This is a genomic window from Streptomyces sp. NPDC054866 (assembly GCF_053610745.1).
Genome location: NZ_JBSGZA010000007.1, coordinates 241,414 through 259,862 on the forward strand (window position 1 = coordinate 241,414; position 18,449 = coordinate 259,862).

Sequence of the window (18,449 nt, forward strand, 5' to 3'; positions counted from 1 at the left end):
GAGGGAGGGCAAGCGAAGGCTCAAGACCCCATCACTTCGCCGTACTTGATGGCGCCGTGGGGCAGCGCGAAGCCGAACGGGGTCAGCGACTTGCCCACCGGGTACGTCTCCTCGGTGCTGCTCGGCGCGAACCAGACGCCACCCGACCTGGGCTCACCGGCGTTCTCCCCGGGCGCGCTCACCGCGGTGTCCCACAGTCCGTCGCGGTTGTAGTCGCCGACGGCGACCCGGGCGCCGAAGCGGTCGCCGGCCTCGGCCGTGCCGGGCATGTTCGTGGTGCTCTGGCTGCGGGCCAGGCCGCCGTAGAGGCCGTGCTCCGTGCCGTTCATGGTGACGTACCCGCCCGCGTCCTTCACGGTGCCCACATCCTCGCCGGGCACGCCGACCACCAGTTCCGGACGGCTGTCGCCGTTCAGGTCACCGGCGGACAGCGCGGCGCCGAAGTCGTCGCCCTCCTCGGCGGTGCCGCCGACCTCCGGGTTGGACTGCGTGATGCACTCGTTCTCCGTGCCGAAGTTCGCGGTCTTCGAGCCCTTGAGCAGGAGCACCGCACCGCCGAGCCGGTCCTCGCAATGCGTGGTCTCCGACTCTGGGTTGGGCTGCACGAGGCCGACCGCAAGGTCGTCCGTGCCGTCCCGGTCGAAGTCGGCGGCGGCGAGCGCGCTGCCGCGGTCGGCGTCGGCCCACCACTGGGCGGGCTTGGCCTGGTCGTCCCATCGCGTGATGAACGTCCCGGAGTCCTCCATGGCCTTCCAGGTGGTGGCGAGGTCGTCCCGGCCGTCGCCGTCGAAGTCGCCGGTGGCCAGGTCGTGGGTGCGGCCGCCCATGCTGTAGCTGCGCAGGGTGGTGGTGGTCACCGGGTCGGCGGTGAGCGGGCCGGGGCGGAACTGGAGCGAGCCGCGCTCCTCGCCGTTCTGGCCGTACGCGAGGTCGGTGTCGCCGTCGCCGTCGTAGTCGCCCGTGGCGATGGAGTCGCCGATGCTGCTGAACTCGCCCGCCCCACGGGCCACGGTGGTGCCCTTGATGTTCCACTCCGAGTTGTCCAGGACGGTGATGGTGCCCTCGTCCCTGAGCTGCTCGGAGGTGAGCGACTCGCCGCTCGCCCCGACGGCGAGCTCGAAGACGCCGTCGCCGTTCACGTCGACGGGTGCCACGGAGGAGCCGAAGCGGTCGCCCGCCTCGGGCGTGCCGGGTATGCCGGCCTCCGCCTGGCTGATGACGCCGGTGGACTGGCTCGGGCTCTGCGGCCCGCCAAAGATCACGCTCACGTAGCCGGCCTTGGCCTTGCCATCCACCGTGGCATTGGGCATGCCGACGGCGATGTCCGCGTATCCGTCCCCGTTGAAGTCGAACCGCGGGGTCGCGACAGCCGCCGCGGCGCTCCCGGCGAGCGGCAGGGTCAGACCAGTGGCGGTGAGTGCCGCTACGACGGCGGTGGCGGCCAGGGTACGTACACGCACGGTGGAACTCCGTTGGTCAAAGAGGAAATGCGGGGAAAGGGCTTGCGGGAATGTGACTCACGAGGCGTACGAAGGGTTGTGCGAAGGTAGCGGCCCGGTGAACATGACTTGCCTGAGGGCGAGTTCCACCTCCATGAGGGCGCGACGCGGACTCGACGTATCCGGGGTGGACCTCTCTCCCCCCGCATGATCGGCAATGCGCGCCGCCTGCACCCGCAGTGCCGCTTCAGCGTCGCCTCCGCCACCGAGCTCGACCTAACTGCCAATGGGCCGACAAATGACGGACGTTCACGTCCCGTTGACGTGCGCCGTCCAGCCCGCCAGGCTCGGAACGCACGTGCGCATCCCCCATTCCCCCCGCCCCTCATGGAGTGCTCTGATGCCCAGACGCACCGCACGACTCGTCCTCTCGCTTGTCATGCTCATTGCCGCCACTCTGGGCGGTGTCGTCGCTACCGCCGGTACTGCTCAGGCGGACGGCTGCTACACGTGGTCGCGCACCTTGTCCCAAGGGGCATCGGGCGCCGACGTGACGCAGTTGCAGATCCGGATAGCGGGTCACGCCGGCAACGGTGGCGTGCTCGCCATCGACGGCGCCTACGGACCGGCGACGACTGCCGCGGTCAAACGCTTCCAGACGGCTTATGGACTGGCCGCCGACGGCGTTGCCGGTTCGGCGACATTCAGCAAGATCTACGCCCTCCAGGACAGCGACTGCACACCGATCCACTTCACCTACGCCGAACTCAACACCTGCAACTCCACCTGGGCAGGCGGCGCGGTGAGCGCGAGCACCGCGAAGTCGAACGCGTTGCGCACCATGTGGAAGCTCGAGGCGTTGCGGCACGCACTCGGCGACCAGCCCATTCGCGTGACCAGCGGCTTCCGCTCACATGCCTGCAACGACGCGGTCGGCGGAGCAGCCGGCAGCCGCCACCTGTACGGCGACGCGGCCGACCTCGGCTCGGGCCCGCACTCACTGTGCCGACTCGCCCAGCAGGCCCGTAACCACGGCTTCAACGGAATCCTCGGCCCCGGCTACCCAGGTCACAGCGACCACACCCACCTCGATCACCGCGCCAGCCGCTTCTGGTCTGCGTCGAGCTGCGGCATCTGAACACGGCGGCGGGCGCTCCCGGACTACTGCCCAGGGGCGCCTGCCGGTCAACTCAGTGCAGCATCCGGTCGAGCCCCCGTGTCAGCCCCGCACCCAGTCCGCCTTCGTCCCCTCGCGCCGGGCCACCGTCAGACCCAACGCCCCCACGAGCAGCAGTACCGCGATCGTGCCGAGGGTGAAGGTTTCGAAGGTGAGGCGCGAGACGCCCCAGACGTCCTGGAAGACGTAGTCGATGCCGAAGAGGTTCTCCAGGATGCCGGGGAAGAGCGCCGACCAGGAGCCGATCAGGATCCAGGCGTAGACGAGGATCGCGCACGCGAGGAAGCCCCGGTCGCCGAAGGGGACTTGGTAGGGGCGGGTGACTTCCGGGCGGCGCAGGCGCAGCACGATCAATGCCGGGACGACCGCCAGGTAGGACAGCAGCAGCGTGGTGACCGCCACCGTCAGGACGACGCTGAAGATCGCGCCCGTGTCGCCGCGCACCAGTTGCATCGCCGCGAGCATGAACACCGTGGCCACCGCGCCGGAGAGCAGGTTCGTGCGGACCGGCGTGCCGAGCCTGGGATGGAAGGCGCCGAGAGCGCGGCTGAAGAAACCGCCGTCGGCGGCCGCCATCGCCTGCATACGGTCGCTGACGATCATCCAGGCACTGCCCTGGGTGAGGAGCGCGAAGACGAACATCACCGCGGTGAGCGTGAGGAGCGGTCCTGCCGCGCTGCCGTAGACGCCGAAGACCAGACGGACGCCCTCCATGAAGCCGCCGATGCCGGTGACCTTCGAGGCGGGGACCACGGCCAGGAGGGCGAGGATCGGCAGCAGGTAGCAGGCGGCCGCGATCGTCGCCGAGCGGCCGAGAGCGGCGGGGACATCGCGCTGCGCGTCGTGCATCTCCTCGCCGGCCGCGTTCGGCGCCTCGAACCCGACGTAGGCGAAGAGAAGGATCGGGACCAGGGCGAGGAAACCGGCCGTCGTGGGGGTGAAGTCGGCGCTCGTCAGACCCTTGAAGCCGTGCTCCGCCCCGTACAGCACGAACCAGAGGCGACGATGAACCGTGACTGGGACGATGACAGCGCCCCCCTTCACTCGCCCTGACCTCCCTCGGCCAGGCCAACTCCCCACGCCACAGGCGCCGTTCCGCTCTGCACACGGCTACCCGTCAGGCAGGCGGGCGCCGCGTCGTGCCGCCGCCGCTTCCGTTCAGCGGGATCAGGGTGTCCAGGTGAGCGCCCTTGACCCATGAGCCCAGCAGGTCGCGGTGGAGGGCCACGATGTCCTGGCGCAGCGCCAACCCGAGGGCGGCCCTCGTGAACGAGCGGCAGGTGGTGACGAACAGGGCGACATCCGCGCCGTGCTCGAGGCGGGCGGTGCCGACGAACTTCTGCATGTCTTGCGAGGACACGCTGCGCTCCGGCGCGTACTTCTTGCACTGGACCACGAGTTTCCGGCCGTCGGGGAGATAGCCGATGACATCGGCCCCCAGGTCGCCGCTTTTGCCGCTCACGACGACCTCCGTGCAGCCATCCCGTCGGCACAGATCGGCGACGTACGTCTCGAACTCCTGCCAGGACAGCGCGTCGACCTCCGTCATCGACAACTCCCGCGCCCTCGCCTCCTCCTGCGCCCGCCACTGCCGGTCCCGCCCGACCGCGAGCCGGTGCGCACGCCACAAACCCCATCCGGCCCCGCCCACCACCGCGATGGCGAACACCGCCACCAGGACGGGCCACACCATCGCCCAGTTCCCAGCCACCCACACCGCGGCGACAACCGCCGCCACCGCGCCCCAGCCCTGTAACTGCCTGCGCGTACGCTTCCTCATCCGCCGACGCCGTCGTCGTGCTGCCATCACTCCCCCGCTCCCCACGCCTGTGATCCGCAGTGTGAAAGGCCTGCTCGACCCCGGCAAGAGGGTCCTCTACGTTCTGGTCATCGTCGACGTCTTTCGTGACCAGCGATGAGTTTCCTCACCTGCCTCCGTCTGACCTGGTGAACGCCAAAGAAGCGGAGGCAGGCCATGAACAGGACCACCACCCGCATCACACAGGTCGCCACAGTCGGGATTCACGTCACTGATCAGCAGAAAGCGATCGAGTTCTACGTCGGTGAGCTCGGTTTCGAAGTACGCCGGGACGTGCCCTTCGGCGCCGGACGCTGGATCGAGGTGGCACCGCCTGGGGCGACGACGACGATCGCGCTCGTTCCCGAAGGGCTCCCGGCCGGCATCCGCCTCACGACCCGGGACGCCGACGCCGACCACGCGGACCTGCGCGCACGCGGCATCGATGCGGATGCGGAAGTCATGCGGGTAGGGCCCGCAGCGCCGCCCATGTTCGCTGTGCGTGACCCGGACGGCAACAACCTCTTTCTGATCGAAAACTCCTGAACAGGTGGTATCCATGATGAACAAGCAGTTCACGGCAACCCTGCAGAAAAGCCCGAACAAGGGCGGCTGGACCTACGTCGTGTGGCCCGGGTCGGCGGAGTTCTTCGGCACCCGCGGCCTGGTGAAGGTCCGGGGCACGATCGACGGTCATCCGTTCCAAAGTTCGTTCATGGCTCTCGGGAACGGCACGCACAAGCTGCCTGTGAAGGCGGACGTGCGCAAGGCGATCGGTAAGGAGGAAGGGGACACCGTGACCATTCGCCTGGAGGAACGAATGGACGCCTGACTCCGGACACGATTACTGGAGTACTAGCCGTCGCTGGTATGCACCGCAGCGACGCGGACAGCACGCAGCACTTCAGCCCTCAAGTTCAGCCCTCAAGTCGCGCGAAAGCGCGCGGCGCCTTAGACCGGACATATGAGCGAGAGTGAAAAGCAGGTCCATCACCCCGGCGAGATCGTCCCTGAGTCGGGGATCTACGAGTGTGAGTGCGGACAGCACCACCGGTACAGCGCCGACGTACGCGGCCACCGCTTCCCCCCGCCGCACGAGGGATGCACCGGCAGCGGCTGGAAACTCGTCATCTCCGCCCACGATTCCTGACCACACGAGCGGGGGCGCGCCCCCGCCCTGGCGATATACAAGAGGCCCCGACTGGACGGGGGAGACCAGCCGGGGCCGTAGAGCGTGACAGGCGGAGGGCGGTCGCCTCTCGGCGGAAGGCTCCATGGGGCTTCAGCCGAACGATCGTCCCCATGGGCTATAGGTGAGGCCCGGGGACACTGTCCCCTCCGCAGCCACACCCAGAAGAACGATGCGCCATGCACGGATGTTCCAGGCAGACAACATTTCCGGGGTGAACTGAGGCACACCGAAGACAACGGCGCGATCGTTCACATCGGTGGGGCGCTTCATGGAAAGCGCCTGGCGTTGGGCTTCACAACGGCACGTCGATCCGATGAGTGCTTTGCTGTTCGCCGCACGTCAGCGAGAGAGCGAGGGCAAGCGATCCTGCTCCGGGCGCCGGCCCGGGCTGCAGCGAGACCGAGCCTTCGGTGAACCGGCCTTCGGGGTCGGTACCGAACGCACCACCACCGTCCGTGTACTCCCCGCCAAGATCATCCTTCGCTTCCAACGACAGAAAGATCGGCGGCCCGGCCTCCGTCATCGAACCGTCTGGCTCGTCCGCCCACCGCTCGGGAAGCGCAGGCGTGATGCGGTAGAAGAGTTCGATCTGCTCAGAGGTCCAGGTGAGGCGCCGTACCTCCAGTACGTGGTGGCCGCCCAGGACAGCGAACGTCCTGCCTGCCCCGCCTCCGCTCTTGCGCTTACCTTTGCCCATGCCCATACCCATGCCCACTCCCAACGGTGCACCGGTGCCTACGGCTCATCCCGACCCCTTGGGCGGCACCTGGCAGGTGATGTAACGCGTGGCGCCGGCTCGCGGGTTGCTGTGGCTCTTGATGAGCCAGTAGAAAGTGATCTTGTTCTTGGTGCGGATGGTGTGCTTCGTGCTGCTCCCCTTGCGGTTGTACTTCTTCATGCTGCCGTGGAAGTTGTACGTGCTCGCCCGGGGATGAGGACCGTACGGCGCATTGATGGCGTGGTTGTTCACCCAGGCGTTGGGCATGGACACCGTCACGGCCGGGCCAAGCTTGCTACGCGTCCGCGCCGTCAGTTTGAAGTTCCAGCGGACAGTACCCGCGGAGGTCCGGTCCCAGTCGACGTTGGCGACGCTGTGCTTCCACACCCCGGTGCACTTCTTGTCCGCCGCGGTGCGGGCATGTATCTCCTCGGCACGCTGTTGGACGCGCGCGTAGGTGGCAGCCGGAGCTTCACCGTCCGCAATGCTGATCAGCTCCCCCACATTCGTCTCGCGGTGCGACTCAGCCGCGTGCGCGGGAATTGATCCTCCTGCGAGGAGAGAGGCTCCGAGCACGGAACAGATCAGCAGCGAGTGCTGCCTCTTCTGAGGCATTGACAGCTCCCCGTTCATTCATGCTCACCGCAACATCTCCGGTGAGCTCCTACCGGTCACGGAGACAGATGAAGCCTTCCCAACTCCCGTTCCCCCGACCGGCATCAAAAGATCGTTAAGCCCCCCTACCCTCCTCCAACTCGCTGGAAAGCCGGAAGCGTCGCCATCCGTCCTGCTCGAGGGCTGGGGCCAGACCTTGGCGGTTGGCACGTCGCGAGAGGCTGCCTGTCTGCCTGTGTGCCTACTTCGCACCCGGCGAGTCGCCCCACCCGGATCCGGGAAACTCGGCACGCTCGCGTCACCAGCACAGCACACAGTGAAACGATGACCTCGCCGCCGGAAAATTCATCGCCACGGATCCGCGAAGGAGACCGCGTCGCGTCCGTTGATCACGGCCTGGAAGCAGGACCGGATGGCACGGTCGGCGTCCGGTGACCCGGGTCCTGCGACCTCCGGAAGTTGTGAACGCGATCTTCTATCAGAACCGGACGGGATGTCAGTGGCGCTACCTGCCTCACGACTTCCCGGCGTGGTCGGCGGTGTTCTACTACTTCACGCTGTGGCGCGAGGACGGGCTCGACCAGCGGATCCCGGAACTCCTGCGCTGCCAAGTACCGGGGGAAGGCCCGCCGATTAGAGGACCCGTCCCTGTCAGGTCATCGCCGAACTCGCACCAACTGGAGGCGAACCCCAACCAACCGACACGGACACCGCCTACCAGGCCATCGTGAACGCCTTCAACCAGCACCCCGACCAGGAGTTCCGAGCCCGCGAGCTACACGAACTCCTCGGCATGCCCACCGCTAAGTTGCCAGGTTCCGCGAACAGAATCACGACAGGGGGTGTCATGGTTCGTCGGTACCTTGGCGTCGCGGTGATCGGACATCCCGATCGGCCAGTTCACGAAGGAGCAACGAGTGGGGTCGCAGGTAAACCCGTGCATCACGTTCAACGGCAACGCGCGCCAGGCAATGGAGTTTTACCGGGATGTGTTCGGTGGCGAGTTGGAGTTGGGAACTGTGGCGGGTTTCGGTTCACCGGACTCGCCCAACGCCGACAAGGTCATGCACTCTCGTTTAGACACTCCCGCCGGCTACACGCTGATGGCATGGGACTATCCCGATGACAGGCCCGGCCACCCGCCCTACCAGCCAGGCAACAATGTCGCGATCTTCATCGACGGCTACGACCGGGGGCTTCGCGACTACTTCGAGAAGCTGTCCGTCGGCGGCACCGTAACGCTGCCTCTGGAAAAGCAGGTGTGGGGCGACGAGGCGGGCTCGCTGGTTGACCAGTTCGGGATCAGCTGGATGTTCAACATCACCGCCCAGAACCGCTGATCGGTGACCGAGTCTCTTCTTGTATGGCGTTGAGTCCGTTTCCGCTAGAAGCCCCTACCGGGTGGCGCGAGGTGGCCTCTACCACAAATGGACTTAACGACCTCTGAAGGCGTAGCCCTTGTCCGCGTGCAGCTTGGCCGGTCGGCGTCGTCTGGGCCCGTAGCGGGGAGAGGATCGGCGGGATACCACGCTTGAGCGGGATGAGTGGCCTGACTCTCGTGCAGGCTGGCGCCGGAGATGCCCACCGAGACCGGCAGCCCGTTACGGTCACAGATGACGTGGATCTTCGACCCCAGCTTGGACCCGCCCTCATCACGTGGCGGGCCGGTCCCAGAGGCAAGGGCCTGGACATCGGTCGCCCACCCAAGGCGTGGGCTGGCACCTGCCGTCCTATCATCGAGGGTTAATGAGACGTCCTACGGTGATCACTCGCTGCATTGCCCGTGAGCCTCGTCCTGTGCAGGGCAACTTTCCTACTGCTCGGGCGGTCATGCACTCATGATCCTCTCATCCGAAGATGCCAGTTTCTGGATTCTGCCCGTGGTGTTCTTGGTGGGCGCGGCCGCTATCTCGCCGATCGCCTGCGCGGTCCTTGCCGGGCGAGTCGTCCTGCGTATCGCGCGGTCTGCGGCTGCGGGTAATGCCTGGACGGCGTTCACCCCTGGCACATGGTTGCTCGCCGCGGGGTCCGGTGCGCTCGGTGCAGGGTCCCAGTTCTCCGTCTCTCTGTTTGGCACGACCCCCGCATGGCTTGAAACCGTGAGCCTCGTCTGTGGCTGTTTCGCCTTGGCCGCTGTGGCGATGGCGGGACTCACGGCAGCCCTGAACCTGCGTCTCAAGGACATGTAACCCCCACCCAGTTGCGGCTCAACCGCCGCCGTACGGCTGGGGAGCATGGCGAGCGAGCACCCACCGCGCCTGGGACCAACGGATTGCCGATGCGATCGGCCACGCCGACGAGTACGGCCTCGCCGAGCACCTGGCTGCAGGCCCCGAACTCCTCAACGACTGGGAGAACGCAGGGAGTTCGGCCACACACGAACAGCGGCCCTCATCGCGGCAGCGGGCGACTGCCGCCGCGCCGGGCTCACCCGGCCGCTGCCACGGATTCTGCTGGAGTCTTTGCACGAGGACTATCTGGCGCCCAGCACGGCGGGGGGTGACAGGCTCGTGCCCTGCGTCCCTAGACGAAGCCTGAGCCGGGGCCACCCCCGCCCGCACCACGCTACGACCGCCCGCCTTCGGGTTGCGCAGCATGTCGCGGGTCGCGCGGATCAGCTCTTCGTAGATGACGGTGGGGCGTCCGCCGACTCCGCCACAGGCGCGGGCTCGAGCACGAAGACGGGGATCACACGGTCGGTCTTCTCCTGGTACTCGGCGTACGGCGGATATGCGGCGACCGCGCGCTTCCACCACTCGGCCTTCTCAGCCCCGCTGATCTCACGGGCCGTCATGTCCCGGCGTACGGACCCGTCTTGGAGCACCACGTGCGGGTCTAGCTTGATGTTGAAGTACCAGACCGGGTGACGCGGGAAGCCGCCCTTCGAGGCCACGGCCGCATACCGCCCCTCGTGCTCCACGCGCATCAGAGGAATCTTGCGGATCTTGCCGCTCTTCGCGCCACGCATCGTGACGATGACCACGGGCAGACCCGTGTCCCAGAGCGTCGTCCCCTGTGTGCCACCCGAATTCTCATACAGCTCGACCTGATCGCGTATCCACTGCGCCGGGCTCGGCTCGTACTCGCCCTCAAGAGGCATCGTGTCCACCCACCGTCGCGTACGGATTGTATTGCGCAGTTCAACACAAGCACCGCACGGATTCATAGACCGCCGAAACGGCTGGGGCGCCTGCCAAACGCCCGGCCGGATGACAGGCGTTCGGCAGCCAACGACGTCCTAACGCGCGAGCAGGGCACGTTCGACCAGCGTTCATCCAATCCGACGGAGACGCGCTCAGCGCAGACGGCCCTCAGTGTCGTGCTCGCGGCTGTGGGCGTGGATGGTGCTGAGCTGACGGCGAGTTCGACCGGGGCGGGCGGGACTGAGTTGTTCCGAGATCGAGATAGATCAACGGGGTGCGGCCTCGGGCCCCCCGAGCAGGGATTCCAACAGGGACTCGTACAAACTCCCCGTGTCGAACGGGTCGTAGCGGGGCGGATTCTCCTCATCGACGAAGGGATCCAGAGGCGCGACCACCGTACTGTAGGACGGCCGGTGTTTGTACTGAATGGATATTCTGTCGACGGGCACAGATCCAACGCGATGTAATGCCGATCGGTACGCCCCGTTCGTCCACCGCTGCGCGTAATCGCCGAGGAACACGAATAGCGCGTCCGGAGTCACCGGAACGTGAATCCAGGAACCGCCGGAACTCTGCACTTCCAGGCCCGGTTCGTCCTGGGCGATAACGGTAAAGATGGCGTGATCGACGTGCGGTGACATCGCATAGTCGACCGTATTGGCGATCTCCGCGCCGTATCCGACCTTGTAGTAGTTGAGGCCCAGCCGGTGCATCGGCGACTTCATGTAGGGGGCGAAGGAATCGCCGCCCAGGGCAAGTCCTTCGACACAGACCGAGAAGATCCTGTCGCCCAGAACCGTCATGCGTTCGAAGAGAGCGGCGCACTGCCTGAAGGGCTCATGGTAGAAGTCGGCCGTCCGGCCCGATGCCAGAGCGCCGGTCGTCCTGCCGATCCGGTACTGCTCACAGGCCTCGCCACCCGTGTGCGAGGTGCTCTTCTCCCGGCCCAGGCTCCGGTAGCCCAGGAACTGCGAAGCCACACTGGCGTTGAATTTGATCTTCTCGCTGAGTGGCTGGAGGTAGAACTTTCGAGTTTCTTCGAACGCCGAAGCAACAAGGTCGATCGGCACTCCATGATTTCGCACGAAGAAGAATCCATGCTGACGGCATGCTTCACTGATTTCAGCAACAGATTTCACCGATGAGAGATCAACCGACGGTATGGCCAAATCTGTACTGCTTACGTGGTTCACTTCCTTCCTCCCATGACATATCTGCATGCTCTTCCGGCGTCCGGTAATTCCAATCAAAAGCTGTCCGGAGGCCGGCACGTCGGCCCATGGTAGCTTCCTTGTACGGCAATTCTCGGCGGCCATTTCGGCCAACCACATGGTGTCCAGCGTGACAAATGAGGCCCAGTGTGACAGACGAAGAATTACCAAATAAGCACCCCCTATTTCACTCGTCAACTTTCGATGGGAATTGCCGGAGAAGCTCTCAGATGGGCCTCGGCGCCGTCCGGCCCGCCGGAACCCCGACTCCCTCCGGGCCTCCGCGCCGCCCGGAAGCCGGCGGCTCCGGCAGATGGGCGCTGGCCATGCTGGGAGTCACGGCGCTGTGGGGCTGGACGTATGTGGTCGTCCAGGACGCCGTCGTCCTCATATCCGTCCAGGCGTTCCTCGCCTACCGCTTCCTCGGCGCGGCAGCCATCGTCGGCCTCCTCGAGGCCCGCGAGATGCGCCGCATGACAGCGTGCGAGGTGCGGGGCGGCGCCGTGGCCGGAGGCGTGCTCTTCGCGGGATACGCGTTGCAGACCGCTGGTCTCGAACACACCACGGTGTCTAACGCCGCCTTCATCACCGGTCTCGCCGTGATCCTCACCCCGCTGCTCGCGGCGCTCGTGCTGCGTACACCGCCCCGCCCGCGCCAAACCGCGGGCGCCGTACTGGCCCTGATCGGTCTTTCGCTGCTTACCCTCACCGGCCTTTCGGTGAACCGCGGCGACATCCTGATGCTGGGCTGCGCCCTCTCTTTCACGGTGCAGAACGTGATCCTCGCGCGCGTGGGCCCCGGCACCCACACAGGGCTCCTCACCTTCGTACAGCTGTCAGTGGTGGGCCTGTCGGGACTCCTGTGGACCGTCGTCACCGGCGCCCTCACCGCCCCCGCCGCGCAGAGCGTCTGGCTCGCTCTGGCCGTGACCGCGGTCCCGGGCTCAGCCCTCGCGTTCTTCATCAAGACCAAGGCGTTCACCACCTCTTCGCCCGGCCGCATCGCACTGATCATGGCAATGGAACCCGTGTTCGCCGGGATCTGTGGCTACTGGCTCTCGGGAGACACTTTCACCGCCCTCAACCTCGGCGGCGCCGCCTTGATCATGTGCGCGATCCTGCTCGCGGAAACCGGCAAACGCCCGGGTCCTGACACGTAACTCGGGCCTTAACGCCGTCAGGCTCTGCTCCCTCTGGCCCACCCACTCGCTGACGAAGCCCGCAGCCTCACGCCGAGGTTCTCAGGGTGAGCCTCGTCGTGCTTGCCGGTCTTGAACGACGCGTTCCCGTTGCCCTCCACGGACAAGTGGGCCACCGCCCCGGGCGACACCGGATGGGAGAGACTTCCCGGACGGCCGAGGACGCAACTGGAGGGGACGACTCCTATAGCTGGCACGCGCGGGCCTGGTTGCTCAGCTGCCGGGCTGGTCCAGTCACTTGACGTCTGCGGAGCTCACCCCCAGCAACGGCGCGCCCACCAGGCGTCGTCCGGCGAAGCGTATGGATCGGGCCAACTGCGGCTGGCATAGAGGTCATCGAGAGGCTGCACCATACTTCTCAGCTCGCGGGCAGCTCGTGGCGGAAGGGCGTGGAGAGCGAGTTCGAGGACCGCGCGCTCATCGGTCGTGTAGAAGGGGTTGCACAGCGGGCAGCCGCAGCCGCCCGAGAGCCGTTTCGGCTGGTGGGCTGTGCGAGTCCATGCCCGGAGAGCACTGGCCACGGCACCTGGCCAGAGGCGATCGCGTTCCAGGCAGGCCACGGCGGCCGCGAGCCTGCCGGAGCCACGCGCGAGACCACGCTCTGAAGCTCCGTTGACACCCCCCGATGCACGGCGACCGGTGATGCGGAGCTGAGACGGCGGCCTACGCGGCATTGCCCTTTCGATAACGATGCATGCGACTGAGCATGCCAGCTCTCCAGCCGCCTCGCCGAGGTTTTGTTGCCTGCTTGTGGTGGGCGCCGCGCCCGTGGATGGGTATTCTCCGGCCCCGGGACTGGTGGGCTCGCATGTTGAGGTGTCGCGTATTCAGCATGCAGGTACGACAGCTGATTACCGACCGTTGCCGGTATCGGTGGCCCAGTGCGGGTCGATACGGCCCAGCCATGCGTCTTGACCGTCGGCCAATGGTTGCTTCAGCGGAAGCTGGAGGAACCGGCAGGCGAAGGTTAGACCGGCGTCGTCTCCGTCGCCGTGAACGTGGTGTTCCCAGGCATCGGCGGTGTCTGCGGGTGCCTGGAGGTAGAAGAAGCTGGTTCGTCGTGGCTGTCCCGTGCCAGGGTGAGGCTTGTCCTCCACAGCGATCTGCCGGGCCACTGCGGCTGTCAGCAGGCCGGTTTCCTCGGCGACTTCTCGAAGGGCTGCTTCTTCCAGTCCTTCGCCCGATTTGGCTCCTCCAGCCGGGACTTGGGTGCCGGCCTCAGGCCTACCGACGTGGTCGAACACCAGCAGCTCGGGGCCTGTTCGATGCCGGATCACGTATGCGGCGATACGGATTCGAGGTCGGGTCATCTCGACATTGTCCGTCATCGGCGCCGTTCTTGATCGTCAGGGCGTATCGGCTCCACGTGCCTCCGGCCTCTGTGAGCAGACGGGTCGCGGTCTTGTCGAACAGGTCCGGCAGTATCTCCTCGGCGACTTCCGGCGGTAGCCCCTGGGGTTCCTCCTTCTCAACTCAGTTGCTCGGCCAGTCCGACGATGATGCCCTCCGGGCCGCGGACGTAGCAGAGCAGATAGCTGTCCTCGAACCGGGCGATCTCGCCGACGAGTTCGGCGCCGTGAGGGCGCAGGCGGGCAACGGTGTCCTCGAGGTCGTCGACGGCGAACATGACGCGGTGCGTGCCCAGAACGTTGTGCGGCCGGTTGCGCGGGCCGGCGCTGATCGCCGTGGGGCTGCGGTACTTCGCCAGCTCGAGCCGACTGTGTCCATCCGGGGTCCGGACCATCGCGATGTCACAGCGGACGCCGTCGAGTCCGGTGCACTGGTCGGCGACGCGGCCCTCGACCTCCGCCCTGCCCTCCAGCTCCATACCGAGTTCCACGAAGAACGCGATGGCGGCATCCATGTCCTCGACGACGATGCCGACGTTGTCCATCCGCTGAATCGCCATGCTGGCTTCTCCTTCTTCCTCGTGCGGCCGGCGGCCGCTGATGTGCCTGGGACGAAACTGCTTGCACGTTCTCGACATTCTCAGCCCGCCGAACTCCGACGACCGAACTCCGACGAATCCGGATCGCGCCTCAGCACCGCTGCAGCAGACCCGCGAGCGCAAGCCAGGCGCCACCACCGAGCGTGGGTGCGGCGCAGGTGGCCGCCCCCATGAAGACGATCAGCCGTAGCGAGCGTCTCAGACCCAGGGTGGGGAGTCGAAGGAGGAATATGGCCGCGCGGTCGTCGGCTCAGCGGTGGGTGCCGCCTTGGGCGGCGCCCTTTCGAGTTCGGCCCCCAGGGAGTCTTCTCGGCGCGGTTCTCCGCGTCTGGTGCCGGTGGCGAGATGTGTGGAGGCGGTGGCTGGGATCCCGGCGAGGCCACTGACGACACGCAGATGGCCGTCCACGTCGCGGAGTCCCTGCTGGAGCGGGGTGGACTGGATCTGCCGGACATGGCAGCGGTTGCAGGTGGGAGTGCAACCATCGAGTCTCCTCCGCCCACCCCCGTTCGTTACTCGGTCAGGTGCCCTGCTAGGCGGTCAGCGCAAAGAGGGAAAAGAGGGCCAGAACCGGGGGCGCGACCAACGGCAGGTCAGCAGATGATCTCGACGAGGATCCGCTACGGCATGCCCCAGTCACCCGCGTTCGAGGTCCCGAGCGATTCGCTTTTCCAGCCTGGCCCGGCAGTCCGGCCACTCCGCTGCGGTGATCGAAAAGATCGCAGAGTCACGGAGCGAACCTTCCTCGCCGGGGGCCCACGACCGGGACCAGTTCCGCAGTACGCCTTCGAAACGGGCGCCCACCCCTTCAATCGCAGCCCGACAACGGCTGTTACGTGCGTCCGTCTTCAAGTCGAGGCGTGCCACCCCCCAGTTCTCAAACGCGTGCCTGAACAACAAGTACTTGGCCTCGGTGTTCGTCCCCGTGCCCTGAGCCGACGCCGCAAGCCAGGTGTAACCGACCTCGACCGCGCACAGGCCCTCTCCGGTCGGCCACGGCCGCGGATCCCAGTAGGCCGTGGCCCCGAGCACCCTCCCCGAGGCACGCTCCACCTGCGCGTACGGAGCCAGCTTCCCGGCAGCGGCGCGTGCGAGCTGAGTGTCGATGTACCCCTCTACCTCGGCCGCCGTAGGCACCCACGTGAATCCGTACGAGCTACGGTCCTCATCCGCCGCCGCTGCCAAGCCCTCCGCATGGCAGTGGTCCAGCGGCTCCAAGCGGACGAGTGTGCCCTCCAGAACCGGCCCCTCAAGCGTGAAACTCATTCGTCGCACTCCACTGTCAGCACAGATTGTTTCGCTCCAGACCGTGTTTCGCTCCAGGCCCGCAGGTCGGGACCGCAGGATTCCAGAGACATCACCCCATGTCGTATGAATTACGCGGCTGAGGACGCTCAGTTGTACGCACCTGGGAGTCAGGGGCTGACACCAACATCGCTCATCCACCGGCCAGTACCACCACGGCACCCACAGTCGCGCTTGGCAGGGACTTTGGCAGGGACTGACGACACGTCTCAGGGATGTGCGGATGGCCCGGCTTCACGGGAAACCGGACCACGTACAGCCCCGACAGTTCGCGCACGTCGCAGGTCAATCACGCTGCGCGGCCGATGAGCTTTCCCGGGCGGCACAGTCGTCGGTCGCACCGTCGGACAGCGGGCGGACGGATTAGCGCAGTCCGGAGAAGAGATCATTCTCGGGTACGGCCGCCCCGGTGGCGTCCTGGACACGTACGAAGGTCTCCATGCCCATCAACTCGCCGAACCTCTCCTTGCCCATCCTGAGGAAGAAGATGTTCTCGCCCTGACTCGCGTGCGCGGCCAGCGCATCGAACTTCTGACCGCTGAACGCGACGGTGTCCACCCACGTGGTGATCTCATCGTCGGGGAGGCCGATCTTGGCCATCTCGGCGGCCTCGGCAGGATCCGGCTCCGGCATGTCCTCATTGAACTCGCGCATGATCTCCCCGAACCGCTGCATCATCGAGCGGGGCATCGTCGTCCAGTACACCTTCGGTGTCAGCGCCGTCATCTCCAGCGCCGCCATCGTGATGCGGTGGGCCTGGATGTGGTCGGGGTGGCCGTAGAAGCCGTTCTCGTCGTAGGTGACGACCACATCGGGCCGGTAGTGCCGCATGAGTTCGGCGAGCCGGGCGGCGCCTTCCTCCACGGAGGTCTGCCAGAAGGACCCGGGGGCGTCGTTGCTCGGCCAGCCCATCATCCCGGAGTCGGCATAGTCCAGCATCTCCAGATCGCTGATCTTCAGGACCTCACAGCTTGCCTCGAGTTCTTGACGACGCATCAAGGCGACGGCCGCCGGATCGTGTCCGGGATCGCCCGGCTTGACACCCCCCGGTCCGTCACCGCAACCGCCGTCGGTACACGTCACCAGAACCGTGCGGATGCCCTCCGCCGCGTACCGCGCGAGGACCCCTCCGGTTCCGGTGGCCTCGTCGTCGGGGTGGGCGTGTACTGCCATGAGCGTCAAAGGCCGGTCAGTCATGAATCAGTCCTCCTGCAGAAATATCTCTTGGTCCCAGCGGGCTGCGGGCGCACCGCGACCCTGAGGCTCGAACCCTGGCGGGGCGGATGACCTTGTGGTCTCCGTTCCCCGGCCGTGCGGTGCCGGTGCCCCGGTCGATGCAACAGTGCCGACCGGACCAACTGTTCCCGACGCGCCCGCTTGATCTCCCAGGCCTCGGCAGACGCTGCCATACCGGGCCGCGTCCGTCCGTGGCGGGTTGACGGTGCTCTACACCCTCGGGTGGAGACGAGGGCCCTGCTGAAAGCACCAGTTCCGAGCCCCAACTCCGAATGGAGAACCGGCATGTCTCTCACCAAACGCGCCGCCGTCATCACCTCAGCAGCTGCCCTCACCGGGGTGGCCTTCCTGCCCTCGGCCGGCGCCGCCGACACGACGTCTTCCATAACGACCAGCAAGGTCATCCAGACCCGGGACGGCAGTCCCAGGGCCATCACCTGCGACAAGGGCGACGTCTGCTTCTACAACAGCGACTGGAAGCACTGCAGTTGGCCAGTGGCGGACGTCAACTGGTCCACGGGCGTCCTGCAGTGCTCCTGGGCCAAGACCCGCAACGTGTACTACGTGTGGAACAACGGCACGTCCAACGCCTCAGGGGTCGCCTACTACCTCAACGCCGACTACAAGAACCGGGTCGGCTGCACCCGTCAGCAGAAGAGCGGCTATCTGCAGAACACGTACAAGGTCGCCTCACACAAGTGGATCAGCGGCAACTGTCGGCTGAACCGCTGCGCCCCCAAGGGCCCGAGGGCAGACGATCGACGCCTTCCGCGGCTGGGGGGCGGGGCCATGATGCGCCGGGCCCTTCGTGACCCTCACGCCCGTTGGAGCCCGGCGCCTGACCGAGCGCCGCCGGTCATAGCTGGCGGCCGGCCCTGTCGCCGCCTGGGTCGTCGGCAAGACCGATTGCCGCGGTGATCCGCTTGCCCACTGGTTCCCGGTGCACCTGGAAGCTCTGGCAAACAGCCATCACGATCTCCAACCCGTGCTGGCCGATCCTGCCTGCATCCGGCGCCAGGACCGCGGGGAGGGCGGTGCTGCTGTCCCACACGGTGACCTCGACTGCGCCGCCCTGAACCTCCAGCGTCAGCAGACACGGCCCGGGCGCGTATCTGATGACGTTGGTCACCAACTCGCTGACCACCAGCTGGACCATGCCCATCGCACGGCCGGACACGGGAAGCCCATGAACGGTTTGCACATCTGTCAGGAACGTTCGGGCCAGAGACCGTGCCGCGGCGATCTCCTCACTGCCCTCGAACACCTCGGAAACCGACAGCAACCCGCTGAACAGCGCACTGCGTCCTGTCGTCTGATCCATACGGTCCGCCTTGCTTCCAGCAGCGCTGCGCGATGCAGTCCAGCTACCCACATCTCAGCTACCCACATCGCCATTTTCTAAGGTTCGGGTACGCACAGAACCACCTCCCGCCCACCGCCCGGGCCCGGAGCCGAACCGCGAGCTCGT

The 18,449-nt window shown here is 66.4% G+C and carries 20 protein-coding genes and 2 pseudogenes; 10 read left to right on the forward strand and 12 right to left on the reverse strand.

From position 1 onward, the window contains the following. Positions 1-20: 20 nt before the first annotated feature. The gene (locus ACWGI2_RS32135) at positions 21-1,460 is read right to left on the reverse strand and encodes an FG-GAP repeat protein (RefSeq protein ID WP_453401484.1); all 1,440 of its coding nucleotides are present in this window, start codon (positions 1,458-1,460) and stop codon (positions 21-23) included. A 379-nt stretch (positions 1,461-1,839) separates the two neighbouring features. Here ACWGI2_RS32135 and ACWGI2_RS32140 point away from each other — a divergent pair, with 379 nt between their 5' ends. Next, positions 1,840-2,577: a D-Ala-D-Ala carboxypeptidase family metallohydrolase gene (locus ACWGI2_RS32140; RefSeq protein ID WP_453699193.1), complete on the forward strand. Its 738-nt coding sequence runs from the start codon at positions 1,840-1,842 to the stop codon at positions 2,575-2,577. A gap of 81 nt (positions 2,578-2,658) precedes the next feature. Here ACWGI2_RS32140 and ACWGI2_RS32145 read toward each other — a convergent pair whose 3' ends face one another. After that, positions 2,659-3,606, reverse strand: coding sequence for an APC family permease (locus ACWGI2_RS32145; RefSeq protein ID WP_453699195.1), 948 nt, complete (start codon positions 3,604-3,606; stop codon positions 2,659-2,661). A 127-nt stretch (positions 3,607-3,733) separates the two neighbouring features. Next, positions 3,734-4,396, reverse strand: a complete 663-nt coding sequence (locus ACWGI2_RS32150; protein WP_453699197.1) for a restriction endonuclease — start codon at positions 4,394-4,396, stop codon at positions 3,734-3,736. A 195-nt stretch (positions 4,397-4,591) separates the two neighbouring features. Here ACWGI2_RS32150 and ACWGI2_RS32155 point away from each other — a divergent pair, with 195 nt between their 5' ends. From ACWGI2_RS32155 to ACWGI2_RS32165, 3 genes are all read left to right on the forward strand, one after another. Further along, positions 4,592-4,960 (forward strand): VOC family protein, encoded by a 369-nt coding sequence (locus tag ACWGI2_RS32155; protein ID WP_453401492.1) that lies wholly within the window; start codon positions 4,592-4,594, stop codon positions 4,958-4,960. A gap of 16 nt (positions 4,961-4,976) precedes the next feature. Further along, on the forward strand, positions 4,977-5,246 hold the full coding sequence (locus tag ACWGI2_RS32160; protein ID WP_453401580.1) for a DUF1905 domain-containing protein: 270 nt from the start codon (positions 4,977-4,979) through the stop codon (positions 5,244-5,246). A 132-nt stretch (positions 5,247-5,378) separates the two neighbouring features. Then, positions 5,379-5,564 carry a hypothetical protein gene (locus tag ACWGI2_RS32165; RefSeq protein ID WP_453401493.1) on the forward strand — a complete coding sequence of 62 codons (186 nt, stop codon included), beginning with the start codon at positions 5,379-5,381 and terminating at the stop codon, positions 5,562-5,564. Between the two features lie 334 nt (positions 5,565-5,898). Here ACWGI2_RS32165 and ACWGI2_RS32170 read toward each other — a convergent pair whose 3' ends face one another. Together ACWGI2_RS32170 and ACWGI2_RS32175 are read right to left on the reverse strand one after the other, a co-directional pair. Further along, positions 5,899-6,315 carry a hypothetical protein gene (locus ACWGI2_RS32170; RefSeq protein WP_453699198.1) on the reverse strand — a complete coding sequence of 139 codons (417 nt, stop codon included), beginning with the start codon at positions 6,313-6,315 and terminating at the stop codon, positions 5,899-5,901. A gap of 33 nt (positions 6,316-6,348) precedes the next feature. Beyond that, positions 6,349-6,939, reverse strand: coding sequence for a hypothetical protein (locus tag ACWGI2_RS32175; RefSeq protein WP_453699199.1), 591 nt, complete (start codon positions 6,937-6,939; stop codon positions 6,349-6,351). Between the two features lie 343 nt (positions 6,940-7,282). Here ACWGI2_RS32175 and ACWGI2_RS32180 point away from each other — a divergent pair. From ACWGI2_RS32180 to ACWGI2_RS32190, 3 genes and pseudogenes are all read left to right on the forward strand, one after another. Further along, positions 7,283-7,590: pseudogene (locus ACWGI2_RS32180) on the forward strand (transposase); the annotation flags it as partial. Between the two features lie 266 nt (positions 7,591-7,856). Then, on the forward strand, positions 7,857-8,279 hold the full coding sequence (locus ACWGI2_RS32185; protein ID WP_453699200.1) for a VOC family protein: 423 nt from the start codon (positions 7,857-7,859) through the stop codon (positions 8,277-8,279). 498 nt (positions 8,280-8,777) lie between these two features. Beyond that, positions 8,778-9,128: a hypothetical protein gene (locus ACWGI2_RS32190; protein ID WP_453699201.1), complete on the forward strand. Its 351-nt coding sequence runs from the start codon at positions 8,778-8,780 to the stop codon at positions 9,126-9,128. A gap of 425 nt (positions 9,129-9,553) precedes the next feature. On the opposite strand, the gene ACWGI2_RS32195 is transcribed toward ACWGI2_RS32190, so the two are convergent. Then, positions 9,554-10,039: a nitroreductase family deazaflavin-dependent oxidoreductase gene (locus ACWGI2_RS32195; protein ID WP_453699453.1), complete on the reverse strand. Its 486-nt coding sequence runs from the start codon at positions 10,037-10,039 to the stop codon at positions 9,554-9,556. Positions 10,040-10,348: 309 nt separating this feature from the next. Then, positions 10,349-11,275: a 2OG-Fe(II) oxygenase family protein gene (locus ACWGI2_RS32200; protein WP_453401500.1), complete on the reverse strand. Its 927-nt coding sequence runs from the start codon at positions 11,273-11,275 to the stop codon at positions 10,349-10,351. Between the two features lie 248 nt (positions 11,276-11,523). On the opposite strand from ACWGI2_RS32200, the gene ACWGI2_RS32205 reads away from it, so the two are divergent. After that, positions 11,524-12,453 carry a DMT family transporter gene (locus ACWGI2_RS32205; protein WP_453699203.1) on the forward strand — a complete coding sequence of 310 codons (930 nt, stop codon included), beginning with the start codon at positions 11,524-11,526 and terminating at the stop codon, positions 12,451-12,453. A gap of 890 nt (positions 12,454-13,343) precedes the next feature. On the opposite strand, the gene ACWGI2_RS32210 is transcribed toward ACWGI2_RS32205, so the two are convergent. After that, the gene (locus ACWGI2_RS32210) at positions 13,344-13,802 is read right to left on the reverse strand and encodes an NUDIX hydrolase (RefSeq protein ID WP_453699455.1); all 459 of its coding nucleotides are present in this window, start codon (positions 13,800-13,802) and stop codon (positions 13,344-13,346) included. A 158-nt stretch (positions 13,803-13,960) separates the two neighbouring features. Continuing rightward, positions 13,961-14,401: a VOC family protein gene (locus ACWGI2_RS32215; RefSeq protein ID WP_453699205.1), complete on the reverse strand. Its 441-nt coding sequence runs from the start codon at positions 14,399-14,401 to the stop codon at positions 13,961-13,963. Positions 14,402-14,696: 295 nt separating this feature from the next. Between ACWGI2_RS32215 and ACWGI2_RS32220 the strand changes: the two are divergent. Next, positions 14,697-14,896: pseudogene (locus tag ACWGI2_RS32220) on the forward strand (ADP-ribosylglycohydrolase family protein); the annotation flags it as partial. A gap of 180 nt (positions 14,897-15,076) precedes the next feature. Here the strand turns inward: ACWGI2_RS32220 and ACWGI2_RS32225 are convergent. Both ACWGI2_RS32225 and ACWGI2_RS32230 read right to left on the reverse strand, forming a co-directional pair. Continuing rightward, positions 15,077-15,706, reverse strand: a complete 630-nt coding sequence (locus ACWGI2_RS32225; protein WP_453699206.1) for a GNAT family N-acetyltransferase — start codon at positions 15,704-15,706, stop codon at positions 15,077-15,079. Positions 15,707-16,108: 402 nt separating this feature from the next. Then, positions 16,109-16,942, reverse strand: coding sequence for a PIG-L family deacetylase (locus tag ACWGI2_RS32230; RefSeq protein ID WP_453699207.1), 834 nt, complete (start codon positions 16,940-16,942; stop codon positions 16,109-16,111). A 324-nt stretch (positions 16,943-17,266) separates the two neighbouring features. Between ACWGI2_RS32230 and ACWGI2_RS32235 the strand changes: the two genes are divergently transcribed. Continuing rightward, entirely contained in the window at positions 17,267-17,899 is a 633-nt protein-coding gene (locus tag ACWGI2_RS32235; protein ID WP_453699209.1) for a hypothetical protein, read from the forward strand. On the opposite strand, the gene ACWGI2_RS32240 is transcribed toward ACWGI2_RS32235, so the two are convergent. Continuing rightward, complete coding sequence (locus ACWGI2_RS32240) at positions 17,838-18,302, reverse strand: ATP-binding protein (RefSeq protein WP_453699211.1); 465 nt, start codon at positions 18,300-18,302, stop codon at positions 17,838-17,840. The two genes, ACWGI2_RS32235 and ACWGI2_RS32240, sit on opposite strands and share 62 nt — an antisense overlap. Positions 18,303-18,449: the final 147 nt, after the last annotated feature.

Bases quoted from the DNA above. Each gene is read 5' to 3' on its own strand.
- ACWGI2_RS32230 (WP_453699207.1), bottom strand. From the start codon at position 16,942: ATGACTGACCGGCCTTTGACGCTCATGGCAGTACACGCCCACCCCGAC.
- ACWGI2_RS32205 (WP_453699203.1), top strand. From the start codon at position 11,524: ATGGGCCTCGGCGCCGTCCGGCCCGCCGGAACCCCGACTCCCTCCGGG.
- ACWGI2_RS32190 (WP_453699201.1), top strand. From the start codon at position 8,778: ATGATCCTCTCATCCGAAGATGCCAGTTTCTGGATTCTGCCCGTGGTG.
- ACWGI2_RS32165 (WP_453401493.1), top strand. From the start codon at position 5,379: ATGAGCGAGAGTGAAAAGCAGGTCCATCACCCCGGCGAGATCGTCCCT.
- ACWGI2_RS32170 (WP_453699198.1), bottom strand. From the start codon at position 6,315: ATGGGTATGGGCATGGGCAAAGGTAAGCGCAAGAGCGGAGGCGGGGCA.
- ACWGI2_RS32150 (WP_453699197.1), bottom strand. From the start codon at position 4,396: ATGAGGAAGCGTACGCGCAGGCAGTTACAGGGCTGGGGCGCGGTGGCG.
- ACWGI2_RS32155 (WP_453401492.1), top strand. From the start codon at position 4,592: ATGAACAGGACCACCACCCGCATCACACAGGTCGCCACAGTCGGGATT.
- ACWGI2_RS32195 (WP_453699453.1), bottom strand. From the start codon at position 10,039: ATGCCTCTTGAGGGCGAGTACGAGCCGAGCCCGGCGCAGTGGATACGC.
- ACWGI2_RS32140 (WP_453699193.1), top strand. From the start codon at position 1,840: ATGCCCAGACGCACCGCACGACTCGTCCTCTCGCTTGTCATGCTCATT.
- ACWGI2_RS32210 (WP_453699455.1), bottom strand. From the start codon at position 13,802: ATGACCCGACCTCGAATCCGTATCGCCGCATACGTGATCCGGCATCGA.
- ACWGI2_RS32160 (WP_453401580.1), top strand. From the start codon at position 4,977: ATGAACAAGCAGTTCACGGCAACCCTGCAGAAAAGCCCGAACAAGGGC.
- ACWGI2_RS32240 (WP_453699211.1), bottom strand. From the start codon at position 18,302: ATGGATCAGACGACAGGACGCAGTGCGCTGTTCAGCGGGTTGCTGTCG.
- ACWGI2_RS32215 (WP_453699205.1), bottom strand. From the start codon at position 14,401: ATGGCGATTCAGCGGATGGACAACGTCGGCATCGTCGTCGAGGACATG.
- ACWGI2_RS32235 (WP_453699209.1), top strand. From the start codon at position 17,267: ATGTCTCTCACCAAACGCGCCGCCGTCATCACCTCAGCAGCTGCCCTC.
- ACWGI2_RS32225 (WP_453699206.1), bottom strand. From the start codon at position 15,706: ATGAGTTTCACGCTTGAGGGGCCGGTTCTGGAGGGCACACTCGTCCGC.
- ACWGI2_RS32175 (WP_453699199.1), bottom strand. From the start codon at position 6,939: ATGCCTCAGAAGAGGCAGCACTCGCTGCTGATCTGTTCCGTGCTCGGA.